Source organism: Candidatus Protofrankia californiensis (assembly GCF_900634765.1).
In the GTDB taxonomy this organism is placed as follows: Bacteria; Actinomycetota; Actinomycetes; order Frankiales; family Frankiaceae; genus Protofrankia; species Protofrankia californiensis.
In genome coordinates this window covers 10,286-14,626 of sequence record NZ_CAAAFT010000261.1, presented here as the reverse complement: position 1 = coordinate 14,626, position 4,341 = coordinate 10,286, and the positions used below count along the sequence as shown (strand labels likewise).

The 4,341-nt window shown below is 70.3% G+C and carries 2 protein-coding genes and 1 pseudogene; 1 reads left to right on the top strand and 2 read right to left on the bottom strand.

Going from position 1 to position 4,341, the window contains the following annotated elements:
• A partial coding sequence (locus DD1DGNOD_RS14255) for a hypothetical protein (protein WP_165036718.1) occupies window positions 1-1,280 on the bottom strand: 1,280 nt, incomplete at its 3' end.
• A gap of 436 nt (window positions 1,281-1,716) precedes the next feature.
• Here DD1DGNOD_RS14255 and DD1DGNOD_RS14250 point away from each other — a divergent pair.
• Window positions 1,717-3,255 (top strand): multicopper oxidase domain-containing protein, encoded by a 1,539-nt coding sequence (locus DD1DGNOD_RS14250; protein ID WP_206443170.1) that lies wholly within the window; start codon window positions 1,717-1,719, stop codon window positions 3,253-3,255.
• Window positions 3,256-3,423: 168 nt separating this feature from the next.
• Here DD1DGNOD_RS14250 and DD1DGNOD_RS14245 read toward each other — a convergent pair.
• Window positions 3,424-4,341: pseudogene (locus tag DD1DGNOD_RS14245) on the bottom strand (glycosyltransferase); the annotation flags it as partial.

Here is a 4,341-nt window from a genome sequence, read left to right as displayed (position 1 = left end):
CCTGTCGACACGGAGCCTGTCGACACGGAGCCTGTCGACACAGGATCCGTTGATACGGGGTCTGTGGGCACGGGGTCTGTCGACGCGAAAGCCGTTGACGGCGGGCCCGCCGGCGCTGGGCCGGTTGTACCGTCACCGTCTGCACTATCACCATTGCGACCCGCTCGCATCGCGACCAGCTCGGCCCGCGCAACCCGCAGTTCGGAGGCGAGCTCGTCGACCTGGCGTTCAGCGCGCTCGGCCCGGGCCCGGGCATCCGCCCTGGCCTCGGCGAGGACGGCCTGGCGTTCGTCCGCGGCCCGGTGGGCCGCGTCGAGCCTCCTGTCGGCGTCGGCGTGGATGCGGGCGATCTCGGCGTCCGCGGTGTCCCGCTGACGGACCAGATCGGTGCGCAACCGGTCGGCCTCCGCCCTGGCCTGGGCCGTGGTGTGCTCCAGAGCCTCGGCTCGGGCCAGGGCGGAGTCGCGGGCGGCGGTGGCGGCGGCGACCGCCTGGGTGGCGTCCTGCCGTGCCTGGGCGAGCGCTGAGGCGGCGTCGTCACGCGCGGTCCTGACGGCGGTGTCCGCGGCCTGGTGCGCTTTGCGGATGTCCGCGGTCGCCTCGGCGCGGACCGCGTCCAGGCGTGCTTCGGCGTCCCGCCGGGCCGCGTCCAATGCGGCGGCGGCCTCAGCGCGGGCCTGTTCGAGCGCCGCCTGGACCTGGGCCTGAGCCTCGGACTGCGCGTCGAGTTCGGCTTCCAGGCCGGTGATCCGCTCGTCCAGCTTGTCGACCGCGATGACCGCCTCGGCCGCGACAGCCTCCGCCTCGTGCCGGGCGGTCTGCGCCTCCCGGGCGGCCTGCTCGGCGCGAACCGCACGGGCGATCGCCTCGGCGACGCGCTCGGCCGCCTCCGCCTCGACCGTTTCCACGTGCGCTTCGGTTGCGGCTATGTCACCGAGAGCCGCCATCTCCCGGACGAAGGCGTCCAGCGCGCGGGTGAGCCCGCCGGCCAGCGTGGTGATCTGTTCGGCCAGCGCGTCGGCCCGCCCGCGCGTGCCACCCGCGGTGCGCTCCGACCCGGCCTTCCCAGCAGTCGCCCCCGGCCCTGCCGCCCCCGGCCCGGACTGCCCGGAAAGCTCCCGCCTGCGGCGATAGGCCGACAGCCGGTTGTGGGCGGGATCGTCACAGTATGCGGGTGGACGTCCCGGTCCGGCGGGTGCGCTCGGCGGCTGGAGGCATCCCGGGTATGCGCACGTCACCGGCTCGGTCCCGTCGACCGCCACGTCCTCGGTCATGCTCATCGCTGTCCGTTCTCACTCCCGGAATCCCACCGTCACCGACCTGACAAGAATGCACCAGGGAGCGAGAACGGGGGACCAGCGGTCACCACGGTCGTACCTGTTGATCCGGACGGCATGTCGCCACAGTGCGCCACCTGGCCGGCATCTGGGAGCATCTGACCGACCGGCTGCTCGGATTCTGCACCCTTCCCGTTTCTAGTCTTCATTTGTGACGTTCAGTATTGGAACGTAACGTATTTTTCGGCGTGAAAGCGGATGATGCAGACTCCTGCTGGGCACGTTCAGTCACAATCAGTTACTGTCACGCTCCGTGATTGACGAATTGCGCGCCGCCAGGCGTACAGGTATGGGAGGCAGACCGCCAGGAGAGCCAGGCGTCCGGCTGCGCGCTCCTGCTCGGGCGCGGCGCCATGCACGACGCGTCCTGTCGACAGGCGTGCTGGTGCTGCTCCTTGGCGCGGTGACCACGGGGTCTGCGGCGGGCGCGCCGACCGGTGCCCATGACACACCCGGCACCCACAGCGCGCCCGACGCCCACGACATGGCAGGTATGCCCGGGACGGACGTGCCGGCTGCTTCGGGCGGGTCGTACTGGAACGAGGTCGGCGGAGAGGCCTTCCACCCGACCGGGCGCGTACGCACCTACTACATCGGCGCCGACGAGGTCGTGTGGAACTATGCCCCGGACGACCGCAACGACATCACCAACCAACCTTTCAGCCCGCAGGAGAAAAGCTTTCTCGAATCCGGCCCGGGTCGGGTCGGGATGAATTATCTGAAATGCCTCTACCGCGGTTACACCGACGCCGGTTTCACGACACTGGCACCGCGCCCGCCGCAGGACGCGTACCTGGGCCTGCTGGGGCCGGTGATCCGCGCCGAGGTCGGCGACACCATCAAGATTGTTTTCCGCAACGGGTGCCGGATTCCTGACAGTGTGCACCCACACGGGGTCTTCTACACGAAAGCCAGCGAAGGGGCGCCGTACGCCGACAACACCTCCGGCGAGGACAAGCTCGACGACGCCGTTCCCACCGGCGGCAAGCACACCTACACCTGGCTGGTACCCGACCGCGCCGGCCCCGGTCCGCACGACGGCAGCTCTGTCATGTGGATGTATCACTCCCACACCCAGGAGGTCGGCGACACCGCCGCCGGGTTGATGGGCCCTATGGTCATCACCGGTAAGGGACTGGCCCGGCCGGACGGCAGCCCCAAGGACGTCGACCGCGAGATCGTCGCACTGTTCGAGATCATGGACGAGAACCGCAGCCCGTACCTGGAGGAGAATCTCCGCCGTTTCGCCCAGCCGCCGTATCCGCCGCGGGACGACGTGAACTTCACCAGGTCCAACCTGAGACTCGCCATCAACGGCTACATCTTCGGCAACGAACCGATGATCACCATGCGGAAGGGTGAGCACGTCCGCTGGTACGTCATGGGTATGGGCGGCGAGCAGGACCTGCACACACCGCACTGGCACGGAAACAGCGTGCTCTGGGGTGGCATGCGCATGGACACCGTCCCCCTGCTGCCCGCCTCCATGGGCGTGGCGGACATGGTGCCCGACGACGTGGGGATCTGGCTCTTCCACTGCCATGTCAACGAACATCTCCTGGGCGGCATGATAACCCGCTACCAGGTCCTCACCGCCGACGGAAAACCCGGGCCGTCCTCCGGCTCCGACTCCGGCTCCGGGTCGTCATCGAGGTCGTCGGGATCCGCATCGGGGTCGTCGAGGTCGGCAGGGCAGTCCGCGGGATCCGCCTCCTCGTCCGGATCCTCGTCGGCTGGGTCCTCGTCGTCGGCGGGCTCATCAGCCACGACGATGCCGGTGCCGGCAGGAGGGGTTCCGGCCGGCGAAGGCGGGGTCGCCCGATCCTCGTCGTTCCCGGTCGTCCCAGCATTGATCATTTTCCTGGCGGCGCTGGTCGGCCGCAGGATCATCTCCCGCCGCCGTCGGGCCACCCGTTGAGCCCGGCCCCGCGGGCCGCCTGAACCCAGCGGTTCAGCCCAGCGCGGAACGGCCGGTGTCTCGGAACAGCTCCACCCCGAGACACCGGCCAATCCGCATTCGATCCGGATCGTCATCCTGGCGACGGGGACTCCCCCACGGACCCGCAGCCGGCTTGTGGAACGGCGGTCAGGTGTCGGCGACGCCGTCGGAGTTCACCGCCGAGTACGCCCGGCCCTTCCAGGCCGCTCCCCGGCCACGCCAGTGCGCCACGGCCGAGTCCACGGTCATCAGCAGGTAGAGGAAGGCCACCGCGGGCAGGGCCACGGCGGTCCAGGCCGGCTGGCGGTAGTAGCGGAGCATCGGGACGTAGGTGGCAGTCATGATCGACCACGCGCCGAGTCCGGCGACACCGGCAATCACCGTGGCCGTGTCACCAGCGCCGGCACCGGTCACGAGCCCTGCCAGCCACACCACGGCTGCTGCAGGCGGCAGCAGGTAGGTGAGAGCCAGGCCGGCGACGGTACCGGCGAGCAGCACGGGCGAGTGCCGCAGCTGGGTGTACGCACTACGGGAGATCATCTTCCACAGGTCCGCGAGTCCGGGATACGGCCGGACGCTGCGGACGCCCCCGGGGCCGTGGTCGGCCAGGCCCAACCAGATCCGTCCCCCACTGCGCTTGACGGCCCTGGCCAGCGAACAGTCGTCGATGACCGCACCACGGATGGCGGCGATCCCACCGGCGCGTTCCAGCGCGGCACGGCGCAGCAGGACGCAGCCACCGGCGGCCGCCGACGTCCGCGCCGTCGGCCTGTTGGCCCGGCGGAACGGGTAGAGCTGGGCGAAGAAGTAGACGAACGCGGGGATGACAAGCCGCTCCCAGCGGTTGCTCGTGCGCAGGACGGCCATCAGCGACGTGAGGTCGAGCCCGCGGCGGGTGGCGTGGCTGACCAGCCGGGTCACCGCGTGCGGACCGTGGGCGATGTCGGCGTCGGTGAACAGCAGCCATTCCGCGTCGGGTGGGGCTGCGCGCATACCCTGCTCCATGGCCCACACCTTGCCGGCCCAGCCGGCCGGGCGAGCCTGGCCGGCTGGGCCGGCAAGGTG